Genomic DNA, 15400 nt, shown 5'->3' on the forward strand with positions numbered 1-15400 from the left:
GTTCGGGTATTCTTGGGGCAGGTTGCATTCAACGTATGCGAGTTAGCGAACACCCGCATACAAACAGACGCGTATGGAAGGCGGGATGGCAGTGGCGGTAGTGCAAACTGGCACAAAGCGCACGGCTGGGGGAGTGAAAGCCGGAAAAGGCAAGAACGGTGAAGTCATCGTAGAAAAAGTGATGACCAGCGACTCATTCCTGAGCCGCGAAATCAAGAAAGCCCCACTAATCGAACATGATGGTTCGCTGGTGGCTGATATCTCCCATATTCCCAACGATTTGAAGATCACGATTCAGGGCGCGCGCGAGCACAACCTAAAAAACGTGGATTTGGCGATTCCGCGCAATCGCATGGTGGTGTTCACAGGACTGTCCGGTTCCGGTAAATCCTCGCTTGCATTCGATACCTTGTTCGCTGAAGGTCAGCGCCGTTATGTGGAATCTCTGTCCGCTTACGCACGCCAATTCCTAGGCCAGATGGATAAGCCTGATGTGGACTTCATCGAAGGCCTGAGCCCAGCTGTTTCAATCGATCAGAAAACCACGAATCGCAACCCGCGCTCCACTGTGGGCACGATTACCGAAATCTATGATTATTTGCGACTGCTGTTTGCACGTACGGGTGTACCGCATTGCCCGGAATGCGGTGAACCGGTGGCTTCGCAAACGCCACAGCAGATTGTGGATACGTTGCTGGATTACCCGGAACGTACGCGATTCCAGATTCTTGCTCCGGTAGTCAAAGGTCGCAAAGGCGAGTTCGTGGATATGCTCGAACTACTGCGTTCTGACGGCTATGCGCGTGCGCTGATCGACGGCGAAATGAAGCAGCTATCCGATGACATCAAGCTCACCAAGCAGAAGAAGCACACCATTGAAGTGGTGGTGGACCGTCTGGTGGTCAAAGATGGCATTCGTCAGCGTTTGACTGATTCAGTGGAAACCGCTCTGAAACTGGCCAACGGCAGCATCGTCATCGATTTCGTGGACGAGGAGGAGGGCTCTCCGGCCCGCCGCCGACCGTTCTCCGAACATCGCAGCTGTCCGAATGGTCATACGTTGGAACTCGATGAGATCGAGCCGCGCACCTTCTCTTTCAACGCGCCTTATGGCGCATGCCCGGCTTGCACCGGTCTGGGATTCAAATTGGAAATCGATCCGGAGCTCGTGATTTCCGACCCAGAGAAGTCGCTGGCCGAAGGTGTTATCGAGCCGTGGAGCAACACGAAGATGACCTCCCAGTATTACGGCCATGTGCTCGAGGGTCTGGCCCGTGAGATGGGCTTCTCAATGAAGACTCCGTGGAAGGATCTACCGGAGGATGTGAAGCACGACATTCTCTACGGTCACGATTTCAAAGTGGATGTCTCCTACCGCAATCGTTGGGGTCGCCTGCGTGAATACTCCACCGGTTTTGAAGGCGTGGTACGCACGCTGATGCGCCGCCATGACGAAACCGACTCGCAGTCCATGCGCGAATACTATGAGTCGTATATGCGTGAGGTGCCCTGCCAAGTGTGTCATGGGCGCCGTTTGAAGCCGGAAGTACTGGCGGTTACCGTGGATGGCAAGTCCATTTTCGATGTCTGCGATATGCCAGTTGTTCGTGAGCTCGAATGGGTTAACGGATTGAAGCTTGAGGGCTCCGCGCAGCTGATTGCCGGCGAAGTGTTGAAGGAAATCAAGGCACGTCTTGGATTCCTCAATGATGTGGGTCTCGATTATCTGACGCTCTCGCGCGCTGCCGCCACACTCTCCGGTGGCGAAGCGCAGCGTATTCGTCTTGCCACACAAATCGGCTCCGGTTTGGTTGGTGTTATGTATGTGCTTGACGAGCCGTCCATAGGTCTGCATCAACGCGACAACGAACGCTTGATTGAAACACTGCATCATTTGCGCGATCTCGGCAATACGCTCATCGTGGTCGAACATGATGAGGATACGATTCGTCAGGCCGACTGGTTGGTGGACATCGGTCCCGGCGCCGGTGAACACGGTGGTGAAGTCATCTACTCCGGTCCTGCAAAGCATTTGATTGAAGCCAAGCGTTCCATCACTGGCGATTACATTGCGCATCGCCGTGAAATCGTGGTACCGACTCATCGGCGCAAGGTCAACAAGACCAAGATGCTCAAAGTAGTTGGTGCTCGCGAGAACAACCTGAAGAACATCAACGTGAGCTTCCCGCTCGGTGTCTTCACTGTAGTTACCGGCGTCTCTGGCTCCGGCAAATCCTCTTTGGTGAACACGATTTTGTATCCAGTACTTGCTGACAAGCTCAATGGTGCTCGCATCGTGCCGGGCAAGCATACGCGAGTTGAAGGCGTTGATCAGGTGCGCAAGGTAATTCATGTGGATCAGAATCCGATAGGTCGCACGCCGCGCTCCAATCCCGCCACATACACCGGCGTATGGGATAAGATCCGTACGCTGTTCGCTAAGACGCCGGAAGCTCAGGTGCGTGGTTATGGTCCTGGCCGCTTTAGCTTCAACGTCAAGGGCGGCCGATGCGAGGCCTGCCACGGTGACGGCACGTTGAAGATCGAGATGAACTTCCTGCCGGACGTGTACGTGGAATGCGAAACATGCCACGGCAAACGCTATAACCGCGAAACCCTTGAAGTGAAATACAACGGGAAAACCGTTTCCGACATTCTCGATATGCCCATCGAAGAGGCTGCCGATTTCTTCAAGGCATACACTGGTATCTCCCGTTATCTGAAGACCTTGGTGGATGTGGGCCTTGGCTATATTCGCTTGGGCCAGCCAGCACCAACGCTTTCCGGTGGTGAATCGCAGCGCGTGAAGCTCGCCACCGAGCTGCAGCGTCGTTCGGATGGTAAAACCGTGTACATTCTGGACGAGCCAACCACCGGTCTGCACTTCGAGGATGTGAACAAGCTGCTTAAGGTGCTGCAATCACTGGTCGATAAGGGTAATACGGTGATTGTCATCGAGCATAATCTCGATGTGATCAAGGAAGCGGATTGGCTGATTGATTTGGGACCCGAAGGAGGCGATGGCGGCGGTACCATCGTCACGCAAGGCACTCCTGAACAGGTAGCTGAATGTTCCGATTCTTGGACTGGTAAGTTCCTTAAACCAATGCTATGAGCCTCGATTTAAGTTGACCGCTGTGGGCTGGGGTGAGTGTTGTGCGACACACTCAAGGCCGTTCGGCCAAGCTTACGGTCTTACAACACTCACCCCAGCCCACACCTCCCATTATCAACAATTCAAGGCAAGGAAGGATTATGACGAACGACATTGAACGGCATAGTCCCGATGAGTGGCGCAAAACCGCTTCGACATTAGTAGCAACGAATACGACAGGTAACGCTGCATCGGAGAGCGAGTTGGAAGCGCAAGTCAACGCGAATGGGGCTCCGCTGCTTGGTGATTCGCGTGATCTGTTCAGACCGAAAACCTCGGATATTCCCGCGAAACCAGGCGTCTATAAGTGGCGCGATGGTGAGGGTCGTGTCATCTACGTGGGCAAGGCCAAGAATCTGCGCAATCGCCTGACCAACTATTTCCAGCCGTTGTATCTACTACATCCACGCACGCAGACAATGGTGCTTACCGCACGCAGTCTTGAATGGACTGTGGTGGGTACTGAGCTTGAATCATTAACGTTGGAATATACGTGGATTAAGGAATTCGATCCGCGATTCAACGTGCAGTTCCGTGACGATAAAACTTATCCATATCTGGCGGTCAGCACGGGCGAGCGAATCCCTCGCATTTGGGTCACACGTTCGCGCAAACGCCGCGACACTCGATATTTCGGACCATATGCGAAAGTCTGGGAGCTGCGTCATAGCTTGGATAAGCTGCTGCGCACGTTCCCGGTACGAACCTGCACGCCTAACGTATTTCATAAAGCAGAGCTGACTGGTCGTCCGTGCTTGTTCGCGTCGATTGGAAAATGCTCTGCGCCATGCATCGGCAAAATCACACCCGTGGAGCATCGCAAGCTTGCCGAACAATTGGTTGGTGTGATGACTGGGCGTCTCGGTCGTTCATATATCGCGCAATTGACTCGGGAGATGAAAGAAGCCAGTGCCGAACTCGAGTTCGAGAAGGCCGCGCATTTGCGTGACCAGATTCAAATGCTCGAGACGGTGGTGCAGCAGAACGCGGTCGTGTTCGATCAGGATGTAGATGCTGATGTGTTTGGCTTCGCCGCCGATGAATTGGAAGCCTCCGTGCACGCATTTTACGTGCGCGCGGGAGCTATCCGAGGCGAGCGTAATTGGAGTGTGGAACGCGTCGAAGACATTGCAGATGGCGATTTGATGGCCGATCTAATTGTGCAAGTGTATTCGGATGCGGCCGGAGACGATTCAAAAGCAAGGCAATCCAACAGGGGAGCAGCCTCCATACAGGAGCAGCGTGAAGCCATCGGCTCCACACAAACCGTAACCGCCACCGATGCCATCGCCCGGGCCAAGGCAACCCGAGAGCGCAATACGCGTCAGGAAGTCACCGGGCGTGCGGACTTGCTGGCTCCGATTGCGCCGGTACCACGCGAAATCATCGTGCCTATCGAGCCAAGCCGTCAAGCAGAACTCGAAGATTGGTTGACTGGTTTGCGTGGAGGAGCGGTAAGCATTCGCGTAGCCTCACGTGGTGATAAAAAACAGCTGATGGACCGTGCCAACGAGAACGCCAATCAGGCATTGCAGCGCAGCAAGCTCAGCCGCATCTCGGATATGGGCGCTCGTACGCAAGCCATGAACGATGTGGCCAAAGCGCTATTCCTTCCTGAAGCTCCGCTGCGTATCGAATGCTACGACATTTCCAACACCGTAGGCGGCGCCTTCCAGGTGGCTTCAATGGTGGTGTTTGAGGATGCCATTGCCAAGAAATCCGAATACCGCCGTTTCGCCATTCGAGGCAAGGACGGTAAAGGTGCAGTGGATGATCTGTCGGCGTTGTATGAAACCTTGACCCGACGATTCAAGCATGGCAATATCGCCGGCGATTCCGGCGACAGTATGGACGCGGAACAGCGGATCAAAGCAGCTACAGCATCAGCCTCGGTAAAACCAAATGATGAGACTGGCGCTGAACGCAATAACCAGGTCGAAAAAACCGTGCAACAGAACACGGATCGTCATCATTTTGCTTACAAGCCAAACCTGGTGGTGGTCGATGGCGGCAAGCCGCAGGTTATGGCCGCGGCAAAAGCGCTTGAGGATTGCGGCGTAACCGATGTGGCGGTTTGCGGTCTGGCTAAGCGTTTGGAGGAAGTCTGGGTTCCAGACGACGATTACCCAATCATTTTGAAACGCCAATCCGAAGGCATGTACCTGTTGCAACGAGTGCGTGACGAATCCCATCGATTCGCCATCACCTATCACCGTCAACAGCGGCGTAAAGGTGCCTTGCGCAGCGCGCTAGATGAGATTCCGGGCATTGGTGAAAGCTACCAGAAACGATTGCTGAATCATTTCGGCTCCGTCAAAGCCATGCGTGGAGCCAGCGTTGAGGATTTCATGAAAGTCAACGGTATCGGCAAAGCGAAAGCAGAAACACTGTACCAAGCATTGCACATCGCTGATGAAGATGCATCAACAGACGAATGAGCTACCGATAGGTAGTATCACGACCCCCACCAAAGGGGGATTTTCGTTTGATGTAACCACATCTGCCTATAACTTCGGCTAGCATGGAGTGCAGTCGAAGGAGGGGATATGATCAACCATCGTTGTGCAGTGCTTGGCAAACCAATCGCGCATTCGCTTTCGCCGGTGCTTCATAATGCGGCATACAAGGCATTGCGCTTAAGCGATTGGTTTTACGACAAGCATGAAATCGGCGAAGGTGATCTCGATGCCTTCCTCAAATCCTTGGATTCATCCTGGGCCGGCCTCAGCCTGACCATGCCACTGAAGAAAACCATCCAGCCTTACGGTACGCCGATAAATCTTTGGGCGAGAGAGCTCAAGGTAGCCAATACCGCAGTGTTCGACTGGTCAAATGCCGCGGATGACCCGGCATGGCCACATGGCAAGCCAAGCATCAAACTGTACAACACGGATGTTATCGGTATTCAGTTGGCATTTGACCATGCTCATCGTGAGCTCGGTCTGTATCATCAGCCTGATCGAACCGGTAAGGCGCTGATTATCGGCAATGGCAATACGGCTACCTCGGCATTGGCAGCATTAAGCATGATGCCGGAAATCGGTCATGTGACCATTGCGGCACGTCATCCGGGGAAGAACATGGCATTACAGCCTTTGGCTGAGCGATATATCGCCACAGCTGCACCGTACAGTGAAATCAATCTTGCAGATGAAGAAGCTCTGCTCGCAGTCGCCCAAGAGTCTACATATGTGATTAATACGATTCCCGGTCACGCTGCGGATGGTATTGCCTCTGAGCTCAATGAGGCTCAGACGACAGCGTTACATGGCCTCTTGCTGGATGTTGTGTATGACCCGCGCCCCACACAGCTCATGACTGCATGGCGTTTGCGCGGCGGTAACGCTATCGGTGGTGAAGAAATGCTGCTGTATCAGGCTCTGGTACAAGTATTGCTGATGACCGGCATCTGGGATAATGATCCGCCGAGCGATGCAGATAAGCGACTTCAAGACACCACCACCGAAGACGATCAACTGGAAATCGCCATGCGTAATGCACTCGAGGAGGCATTGTGATGGAACAGCACATACCGAATCACGCTTCTGATCAGACTGCGGCCGTAAATGCTGCAAGCGCAGACAATCAGCCCAATCCCGCTGATGCGTTTGAAGTGCTGCTCATCACCGGCATGTCAGGTGCGGGCCGCTCCCGTGCAGCTGGAACCGTAGAGGATATGGGCTGGTATGTGGTGGATAATCTTCCGCCGAAACTGCTGGTACCTCTGGTTGATATGATGACTTCCGGTTCGGATAGCAGTATCCATAGGCTTGCAGCGGTTATCGATGTACGTTCCCGCAGCTATTTTGACGATTTGGCAGCTGTATTGAGCCATTTGGACGATCTTGGCGTCAAAACCCGAATCCTGTTCCTCGATGCCAGCAACGATGTGCTGATTAAGCGTTATGAGTCGGTACGCCGTCCACATCCATTGCAACATGGCAATCGATTGATTGATGGCATTCTCGAAGAACGCCATTTGCTGAGCAATTTGAAAGAACGCGCGGATTGGGTTATCGATACCAGCTCGCTGAGCATTCATCAGCTCTCCACCAAACTGTATGAAACAATGCTGGGTTCAGGCCCTACTACCGTTGCTGTTCATATTTTCAGCTTTGGATTCAAATATGGCACACCAATCGACGCCGACTTCGTGGCCGATGTTAGGTTCCTACCCAACCCATTCTGGGTACCAAGTCTGCGCGAACTTACCGGGCATGATAAACCGGTGGCTGATTATGTGCTTTCCAGCAAGGGAGCAACAGAGTTCCTTGATTCGTATGAGAAGGCGATTGAAACCGCGCTTGAAGGGTACGCTCACGAAGATAAGCACTTTGTGACCATTGCCATCGGCTGCACCGGCGGTCAACACCGATCAGTGGCCATGAGTGAGGAACTTGCTCGCAGATTGCGTGCACATGGGCTCAAAGTCACCGTCTCTGCACGAGAGCAGCATAAACATCACTCATCATGAGTGACCACACTGCGAGAAGGCAGTGCCCGAAAACCCTATCGAACGGGTTCGCTTGTCCACGAGATTAGGTATCACAGTAAGCCGATGGCTTCCGGCGTGCAACGGCACGAAGCGGCTGAAGCATTGGGAAGAACGAGACTGTAGGAGGTTGGATCTTGGCTCTTCTGGACGATGTCAAAAGCGAATTGGCAGCTTTTGAGGGTGATTCGCCAGCCGCGATCAAGGCCCAAGCGGCGGCCATGATTCGCTTTGGCGGCGGACTTCGCCCCGTGCAGAACTCATATGTGATTCAATCCGTATACACCTCGCTTGATGCAGCGGAATGGCTGCGCGATACGCTGAGGAACGTATTCGGGCATGAAGCAGAGGTCAAGCATCTGACCCGCCAGACGCCGAATGGACCAGTGGAAACCTATGTGGTGCTGGTCACTCGCAATGTCGTGGCGCTGGCGTTGCAGACCGGTTTGGTAGATCGCCGCAAGCAGCAGGTTCATGGTCTTCCCGCTGAAGTGGTCAATGGTTCCATCGCTCAGATCAAAGCCGCTTGGCGAGGCGCTTTCATGGCTCGCGGTTTCCTGTCCGAGCCGGGTAAGGCAAGTTTCCTGGAAATCGCCTGCCCTTCCGAAGAGGCAGCTATGGCTCTGTGCGGCGTTGCTCGTCGTCTGGGTATCCAGGCCAAGCATCGTACGTTGCGCAGCTCTGAACGTGTGACGTTGAAGGATCCAGATGCCATTGAGCGCATGCTGAAGCTGATGGGAGCTTCCCGCTCAGCCCGTGAATGGACTGGCAAGCGTTCAGACGGTGAAACCCGAGGCAAAGCTAATCGTCTGGCAAACTTCGATGATGCAAATATGCGTCGTAGCGCCAAGGCGGCGGCTGAGGCCAGCGAAAAAGTGCAGCACGCATTCGAAGTGCTGGGGGATAACATTCCGGAGAACCTGCGTCAGGCCGGTCAGCTCCGTATCGACCATGTCGATAAGAGCTTGGAGGAGCTCGGCAAGATTGCCGAACCGCAGATTACCAAGGATGCCATCGCCGGTCGTATTCGTCGTCTGCTGCAACTTGCAGAGAAGACCGAAAAGCAGCGTGCCGCCGAAGGAAAATAAAGCACATTACTGCTCTATAACGAATTTGCAACACCGCATTCGCCTTGTGAGGCAATGCGGTGTTTTGTTCTTCAATGCCTGTAATATGCAAATTGGCAAAACTGGCCACTTTGGCGTCGAACGTCAAGGAAAGGATATTCATGAAGACACTCAAGGATCTTGGAGATCTCAAGGGCAAGCGCGTTCTGATGCGTGCTGATTTCAACGTCCCGCTGGACGGCACCACGATCACCGATGACGGTCGTATCAAGGCCGCCCTGCCGACCATCAAGGCTCTGCGCGAAGAAGGCGCAAAGGTCATCCTGATGGCTCACCTCGGCCGCCCGAAGGGCAAGGTCGTTCCTGAGCTGAGCCTGGCTCCGGTCGCTGTTCGTCTCGGCGAGCTGCTCGGCATTACCGTGCCGCTGGCCAAGGACACCTACGGTGAGGACGCTCAGGCCAAGGTTGCCGCCATGAACGACGGTGACGTTGTGCTGCTCGAGAACGTTCGCTTTAACCCGGAGGAGACCAGCAAGGATCCGGCCGTGCGTGCTCCGTACGCCAAGAAGATCGCCGCTCTCGGCGAGGTCTTCGTTTCCGATGGTTTCGGCGTTGTGCACCGCGCTCAGGGTTCCGACTATGATGTGGCCGCTGATCTGCCGGCTGCTGCAGGCCTGCTGGTCGAGAAGGAAGTCAAGGCTCTGTCCAAGGCTACCGAGAACCCGGAGCGTCCATTCACTGTGGTGCTCGGTGGTTCTAAGGTCTCCGACAAGCTCGGCGTGATTGAGAACCTGCTCGACAAGGCCAACCGTCTGGTCATCGGCGGCGGTATGGTGTTCACCTTCCTCAAGGCCAAGGGCTACGAGGTCGGCACCTCCCTGCTGGAAGAGGATCAGCTGGATAAGGTCAAGGGCTACATCGAGACCGCTGAAAAGAACGGCGTTGAGCTCGTTCTGCCGACCGATATCGTTGTGAACCCCGGCTTCCCGGCTGGCGACACCCCGGTTGCTCCGGAGACCGTTGCCGCTGACGCCATCCCGGCCGACAAGATGGGCCTGGACATCGGCCCGGAGTCCCAGAAGCTCTTCCACGACAAGATCGTCGACTCCAAGACCGTCGTATGGAACGGCCCGATGGGCGTGTTCGAGATTCCGGAGTTCGCAGCCGGCACCAAGGCTGTGGCTCAGGGCCTCGTTGACGCTACCGCTGCTGGCGCATTCACCATCGTTGGTGGTGGCGATTCCGCTTCCGCAGTGCGTAACCTCGGCTTCCCGGAGGACGGCTTCTCCCACATCTCCACCGGTGGTGGCGCTTCCCTCGAGTTCCTTGAGGGCAAGGAGCTGCCGGGCCTGAAGGTTCTGGAGTAGTAACCGTTTTCGGTTGAAATAGGCTCCCCTCACCATAGGGGAGCCTATTATGCTTTTAGGATGCTGGAGGGGGGAAAGGACAAGGATGGCATCGCGACGTATTCCGCTGGTAGCCGGTAACTGGAAGATGAACTTCAATCATCTTGAGGCCACATATTTTGTACAAAAGCTGGTATGGCTGCTACGAGATGCTCACTTTGATTTCAAACGTTGTGAAGTCGCTTTATTCCCCTCATTCACATCATTGCGCAGCGTGCAAGTGCTGGTGGAAGCGGATAGGATGCACATCAATTATGGCGCTCAATCCGTGTCCGTCACCACGCAAGGCGCATTCACCGGCGATGTTTCCGCAGATATGATTGCAAGCCTCGGCTGCACATATGTGATTGTCGGCCATTCGGAACGTCGCAAATATCATCCAGAGGATGATGCGAATATCGTCGATCAGGTCAGAGCAGTGCTTGCCGCGGGCATGCAGCCGATTCTTTGCGTAGGCGAAAGCTTTGAGGAGCGTCGCCAGGGCATTGAACTGGACTTCGCAGTCGGCCAGGTTCATGACGTCACACGAGACCTCAATACCGAGGAAGCAGCCAAACTTATCGTGGCATATGAGCCGGTTTGGGCTATCGGCACTGGCATGGTGGCAACTCCGCAGACCGCGCAGGAAGCCGCCCATGCCATCCGTGACGATCTTGCAGCCACCTTTGACCGTACAGTGGCTGACACCGTTCGTATTCTCTATGGTGGTTCGGTGACTTCAAAGAACGCTGCCGAATTGATTTCCCAGCCCGATGTGGATGGATTCCTGATTGGCGGAGCTTCACTGGACGCTGAAGAACTCGCTAAAATCGCACGTTTGGCATTAAAAACCACACTTTCTCGAGCATAATGCCACGGTTTTCCCGTATGTGCGCTATGCTGTTCATCAGTAATTTCAAACCGGAGGTACCCTGTGACCGCTCTTAAGATCACGCTCGAAGTCATTGTCGTCGTGCTCAGCTGCTTGCTGACCCTGCTCATCCTTATGCATAAGGGCAAGGGCGGTGGCCTTTCCGACATGTTCGGTGGCGGCTTGACTCAGAATGCTGGCACCTCTGGTGTGGCTGAGAAGAATCTGAACCGTTGGACCGTTATCATCGCCCTGATTTGGGTTGCCCTGATTATCGGCCTTGACATGATGACTAAGTTCAACCTCGGCTGAGCTTTACATATGCTTTCTACGACCCATGACCGTATGTTCGGTCATGGGTCGTATTCGTTTCATTGAGCTCGATGAGCGCTAAGCAATAAACAGCAGCATGTCCGCCAACGTTGTTCGTATAAAGGGGAGAACATTATGGTTACGATGAACCGCAACAAAGTCGTTATCGTCGGCACGGGTCAGGTGGGATCGACCGCCGCATACGCCATCGTCACGCACGGTTTGTGCAATGAGCTGGTGTTGATCGATCATTTCACTGAAAAGGCCATCGCTGAAGCACATGATCTCGATGATGGCAGCGAATTCCAAGATCGCCATGTCAAGGTGCACGCCGGAGATTATTCCGAATGCAAGGACGCAGACATTGTGGTCATCACCGTGGGCCGTAAACCCCCGGCAAACTCCACCCGCATGGCAGAACTCGGTTTTACTGTGGGATTAGTTGGCGATGTCGTGGACCATGTAATGTCTTCCGGTTTCAACGGCGTCATTGTCATGGTTTCCAACCCTGTTGATGTGATGGCCTGGTATGCCTGGAAGCGTTCGGGTCTGCCACGTACTCAGGTGCTGGGAACCGGTACCGCACTGGATACTTCCCGTCTGAAGACCATTATTGGTGAAGAGACCGGTCTGGATCCTCGCAATGTTGGTGGATTCGTTATGGGCGAACATGGCAATTCGCAGTTCACTGCATGGTCCACCGTATCGCTTGGCGGTAAGCCGTTCGGCCGATTCCTTGCCGATAATCAGGACCGATTCTCTTCCGTATCCACTGCGGAGATTGAAGAGAAGACCCGCACACGCGGCAATGAGATTGTCGCAGCCAAGCACGGTACGAACTATGGCATTGCCTCCACTGTAGCCGGTATTGTGCAGACAATTTTGTGGGATGAACGCCGTATTGTACCGGTTTCCACATTGCTGGACGGCGAGTACGGTGAGCATGACGTGTTCCTCGGCGTTCCCACTGAGCTCAGGGCCAATGGCGCCAACGAAATCGTAGAACTGGAACTCAACGACGAAGAACACGAAAAGCTGCATCATTCCGCCGAACTTGTACGCGAGCATTGCAAGGGGCTGCTGTGACCAACACGCTGACCGACAAGCCACAACTACTGGTTGCCGATCTTGATGGCACCTTGCTGCACGATGCGGAAGTATTCGAAAACCGAAACATCACCCAGCACAGCATCGATGTCATCAATCGTGCCCATGATGCCGGCTATAAGTTCGCCGTTGCTACCGCACGGCCGGTGAGCACTGGACTGCGATTCGCACAGATACTCCCAGTTGATGCCGTCATTTACCTCAATGGTGCACTTATCGACTTCGATCCCGCACATTCGAATTTCGAAACATTGACTAAGGATTCAACCGAAGGCAATCCAGATCTCATCAAAATCGGATTCTCCTCCAAGCGTGCCTGTGAGGTTTGCCAACAGCTTTTGAAGCATATACCTGGATTGAAGCTGGGCATTGTGATGAACGATGTACGTTACACGAATTTCGATGTTCGCCAGTATTGGAAAACCCAGTCCTTCCAATACACCAACTTCCAAGTCAGCACAGATGCCTCCGGCAATGAGTACAGCGTTCGTATACTCGAGCCTGATGCCAACCATCCAATTCCGGTACCTCAGGGGACTGCGGATAAGATTACGATCTTCCCGGAAGGCAATCAATGGGATGGACTGGAATCACTGATTCCGGATGATTTCGATGTATCGATTTCCGAAGGCGTGATGTGGATGCTGATGAATCCCAACGCCAATAAACAGCATGCAATGAATATCGTATGCGAGCGTCTGGGTGTACCGTTGGAGCAGACCGTCGCCTTTGGCGATGATCTTATCGACATTGATATGATGCGTGCCTCGGGCAGGGGAGTGGCTGTCTCCAATGCCAATCCAAAGGTCCTTGCAATCGCGGACGAAGTCTGCCCTGCAAACAATGACGATGGCGTGGCCCAATGGATTGAGTCACAGCTACAGTAGGAATCATGAACAACACTATGTTGGAGGAGCGCGCTTATGGCGCGTTGATTGGGTTGGCCATTGGCGATGCGCTCGGCATGCCTACGCAAAGCATGTCAGTAGATCAGATACGTGCTGAATATGGAGCAAAGCCTATACGAGACTTTGTGAATGCTTCACCAAAACAGCCGATAGCGCCTAATATGAAAGCCGGCTCGATTACCGACGATACTGAACAGGCGCTCGTCCTAGCGAATCAGCTGATTGCCGGAGCAGGTGAATTGGACATCCATCAGTATGCGCAATCATTGCTCAACTGGGAAGATGGCATGAAGGCCAAAGGTTCGCTTGACTTGCTCGGGCCGTCCACCAAGTCCGCATTGGAACAGTTCAAGGCCGGCGTGGATGTGAATCTTACGGGCATTCATGGCACTACCAATGGCGGCGCCATGCGAGCCTGCCCCATCGGCATCGCCAACCGTCCGGACACTCATTTGGCGGATACCGCACGCCGTTCCTCCATTGTGACTCATAACACCACGCATGGCATTGAATCCACCATGCTGATTGCGGCAACGGTGAGTTATGGTTTGGAAGGCGCTGAAGCCGGTGAAGCCATGATGATGGCACTGAATTACGTGACCGCTTACCTTGCCATGAATCGTTTTGAGGGCATGGAAGTGGGGCATTGGTCGCCTAAAGCTTCCGTCATCGCACGTACACGTTGGGCTATTGCTTGGGCTCATGAGCACGCGGATTCGCAATCCGGCGACATTTACGACCATGACATGTTCGGCGATCAGCTTCGTGCGCTTGTCGGTACCAGTGTGGAAGCGAATGAATCCGTGCCCGCGGCCTTCGCTATCGCCACACGGTATGCGCAACGCCCGTTTGACGCATTATGTGTGGCCGCCAATGTTGGCGGTGATACCGACACCATTGGCGCTATGGTAGGCGCAATGCTCGGCGCGGTTCACGGTGCTGGAGGATTCCCCGCAGAAATGGTTCGTAAGGTTCAGGAAATCAACCACATCGATATGAGGCAGACAGCAAAGGAACTGCTTGCCATCTCCAGGAGCGATGAACAATGAGCAGAGTCATTTCCTTAGGGCAAATGCTGGTTGACCTGACCATGCGTATCGACCGCGTGCCCGAGCCGGGTGGCGATGCCTTCGCCGATGAAGCCGTGGCTCGTGTAGGCTCCAGTTTCAATATTCTGCACGCGGTACGTCAGATGGGCATAGATGCTGCGCATGGCGGCATTATTGGCACCGGTCCGTGGGCTACGCAGATTCGTGACGCGCTGGTGTCTGACGGCATAGAACATATTGGCCTCACCGATTTCTCCCGCGATTCCGGTATCTGCATGGCTATGACCGACGCTCGGGCCGAACGAACATTCGTCACTGTGCGCGGTGCAGAAACCCAAGGCAATGAACATTGCTTCGAAGCAATCGAGCCCGCGAACGACGATATCGTACATATCAATGGCTACACGTTCGCTCATCCCACCGCCCGTGGCCTGTACGCGTTCCTGACACGATACGAATCCCACAAATTCACTACGGTGTTCGATCCGTCTTCGGTAACGGCTGGCGCGGAAGACCGTTTACTATCCGCAATCATTGCACACAAGCCTATCTGGTCGTGCAATTATGAGGAAGCTCTTGCATTGGCTCGTCGATTGGGCATATCCGGTTCTTCCTTGGAAGATACCGGTAACACCTGCGCCTCATTGAGTACAGCCGTTCAAGCGCCGGTTATTCTTCGCGCTGGTGCATCAGGTGCTTGGCTGTGTGCTGAGCCTGGGGCACAAGCTGAACTGATTCCCTCCTACCATGTGCACGCCGTGGATACCAATGGTGCCGGTGACTGTCATGTAGGCGTGATGAGTGCAGAACTGATTCGCGGCGCTTCGTTGCATGATGCAGTTCGAACCGCCAATATCGCCGCGGCGATTTCCGTGACCCGTCGTGGTCCGGCTACCTGCCCCTCTCGCGAAGAATTGGCAGCTATTGCCTAACACAGTTATTGCCGTAGTGGCTTACACAAATGCCACTGCGGCATCTCATTATTCCATTGTTACAACACGCAAATTGAACTCGAATTGAACTAGGTGTAGTCTTTGAACCGTTGTTCAACATGA

At 54.2% G+C, this 15400-nt stretch carries 12 protein-coding genes; all 12 read left to right on the forward strand.

Annotated features, from left to right (window positions below):
• Nucleotides 1-85: 85 nt before the first annotated feature.
• Nucleotides 86-3115, forward strand: coding sequence for an excinuclease ABC subunit UvrA (uvrA, locus tag Tam1G_RS06570; RefSeq protein ID WP_101625902.1), 3030 nt, complete (start codon nucleotides 86-88; stop codon nucleotides 3113-3115).
• Nucleotides 3116-3255: 140 nt separating this feature from the next.
• On the forward strand, nucleotides 3256-5592 hold the full coding sequence (uvrC, locus tag Tam1G_RS06575; RefSeq protein ID WP_101625903.1) for an excinuclease ABC subunit UvrC: 2337 nt from the start codon (nucleotides 3256-3258) through the stop codon (nucleotides 5590-5592).
• A gap of 108 nt (nucleotides 5593-5700) precedes the next feature.
• Nucleotides 5701-6672: a shikimate dehydrogenase family protein gene (locus Tam1G_RS06580; RefSeq protein ID WP_101625904.1), complete on the forward strand. Its 972-nt coding sequence runs from the start codon at nucleotides 5701-5703 to the stop codon at nucleotides 6670-6672.
• Nucleotides 6672-7628 carry an RNase adapter RapZ gene (gene rapZ / locus Tam1G_RS06585; protein WP_242689626.1) on the forward strand — a complete coding sequence of 319 codons (957 nt, stop codon included), beginning with the start codon at nucleotides 6672-6674 and terminating at the stop codon, nucleotides 7626-7628. Before Tam1G_RS06580 ends, rapZ begins: the two co-directional genes overlap by 1 nt.
• A gap of 155 nt (nucleotides 7629-7783) precedes the next feature.
• Nucleotides 7784-8734 (forward strand): DNA-binding protein WhiA, encoded by a 951-nt coding sequence (gene whiA, locus Tam1G_RS06590; protein ID WP_033890870.1) that lies wholly within the window; start codon nucleotides 7784-7786, stop codon nucleotides 8732-8734.
• 140 nt (nucleotides 8735-8874) lie between these two features.
• Nucleotides 8875-10080 carry a phosphoglycerate kinase gene (locus Tam1G_RS06595; protein WP_101625905.1) on the forward strand — a complete coding sequence of 402 codons (1206 nt, stop codon included), beginning with the start codon at nucleotides 8875-8877 and terminating at the stop codon, nucleotides 10078-10080.
• Nucleotides 10081-10165: 85 nt separating this feature from the next.
• Complete coding sequence (gene tpiA, locus Tam1G_RS06600; RefSeq protein WP_101625906.1) at nucleotides 10166-10969, forward strand: triose-phosphate isomerase; 804 nt, start codon at nucleotides 10166-10168, stop codon at nucleotides 10967-10969.
• A 63-nt stretch (nucleotides 10970-11032) separates the two neighbouring features.
• Nucleotides 11033-11281, forward strand: coding sequence for a preprotein translocase subunit SecG (gene secG, locus Tam1G_RS06605; RefSeq protein WP_033890868.1), 249 nt, complete (start codon nucleotides 11033-11035; stop codon nucleotides 11279-11281).
• 135 nt (nucleotides 11282-11416) lie between these two features.
• A complete protein-coding gene (locus Tam1G_RS06610; protein WP_101625907.1) occupies nucleotides 11417-12367 on the forward strand; it encodes an L-lactate dehydrogenase in 951 nt (316 codons plus the stop codon).
• Nucleotides 12368-12375: 8 nt separating this feature from the next.
• Entirely contained in the window at nucleotides 12376-13275 is a 900-nt protein-coding gene (locus Tam1G_RS06615) for an HAD family hydrolase (protein WP_165781932.1), read from the forward strand.
• A gap of 5 nt (nucleotides 13276-13280) precedes the next feature.
• Entirely contained in the window at nucleotides 13281-14345 is a 1065-nt protein-coding gene (locus Tam1G_RS06620; RefSeq protein WP_101625909.1) for an ADP-ribosylglycohydrolase family protein, read from the forward strand.
• Nucleotides 14342-15277 carry a PfkB family carbohydrate kinase gene (locus Tam1G_RS06625; protein ID WP_101625910.1) on the forward strand — a complete coding sequence of 312 codons (936 nt, stop codon included), beginning with the start codon at nucleotides 14342-14344 and terminating at the stop codon, nucleotides 15275-15277. Before Tam1G_RS06620 ends, Tam1G_RS06625 begins: the two co-directional genes overlap by 4 nt.
• The last annotated feature ends 123 nt before the right edge of the window (nucleotides 15278-15400 follow it).

Source organism: Bifidobacterium imperatoris (assembly GCF_002860405.1).
Classification (GTDB): Bacteria; Actinomycetota; Actinomycetes; order Actinomycetales; family Bifidobacteriaceae; genus Bifidobacterium; species Bifidobacterium imperatoris.